Annotated in this window: 1 protein-coding gene; it reads right to left on the reverse strand. The window is 73.1% G+C overall.

What is annotated here, in order from left to right:
- On the reverse strand, window positions 1-650 hold a 650-nt coding region (gene priA / locus ACIKT0_RS19645), incomplete at both ends, for a replication restart helicase PriA (protein WP_407106929.1).

Genomic DNA, 650 nt, shown 5'->3' on the forward strand with positions numbered 1-650 from the left:
CCGATCTGGATGGTCAGGCTCGTGCGTCTGGATCAGCGCGCGGCCGGGCAGTTCCGCCCGGCCCGCCCGGCCCGTCACCTGCTGCAGCATCTGGAAGGTGCGCTCCGCGGCGCGGGGATCCGCGGCGCCCAGCGCGAAATCCGCGTCGATCGCGCCCACCAGCGTGAGCTTCGGGAAATGATGGCCCTTGGTGACCATCTGGGTGCCGACCACGATGTCGACCGCGCCCCGCTCGATGGCGTCGAGCTCCGCGCTCAGCCGCTCGCCGGCCCCGATCAGGTCGCTCGACAGCACGGTGACGCGGGCGTCCGGGAACCGCGCCACGGCCTCGTCGCGGATGCGCTCCACGCCGGGTCCGCAGGCGACGAGCGCGTTCTCCGCCGCGCAGGCCGGACAGGCGGTCGGCGAGGACGCCGAATAGGCGCACTGGTGGCAGACGAGGCTCGCGCGGAACCTGTGCTCGACCAGCCAGGCCGAGCAGTTCGGGCACTTCATCCTGTGTCCGCAGCGGCGGCAGAGCGTCAGCGGCGCATAGCCCCGCCGGTTCAGGAACAGCAGCGACTGCTCGCCCGCGGCGAGGTTCTTCGCCACCGCCGCGACCAGCGTCGGCGCCAGCCACTCGCCACGCGGCGGTGGCGAAGAACCTCGCC

The organism is Hansschlegelia beijingensis, assembly GCF_045505405.1.
GTDB lineage: Bacteria > Pseudomonadota > Alphaproteobacteria > Rhizobiales > Methylopilaceae > Methylopila > Methylopila beijingensis_A.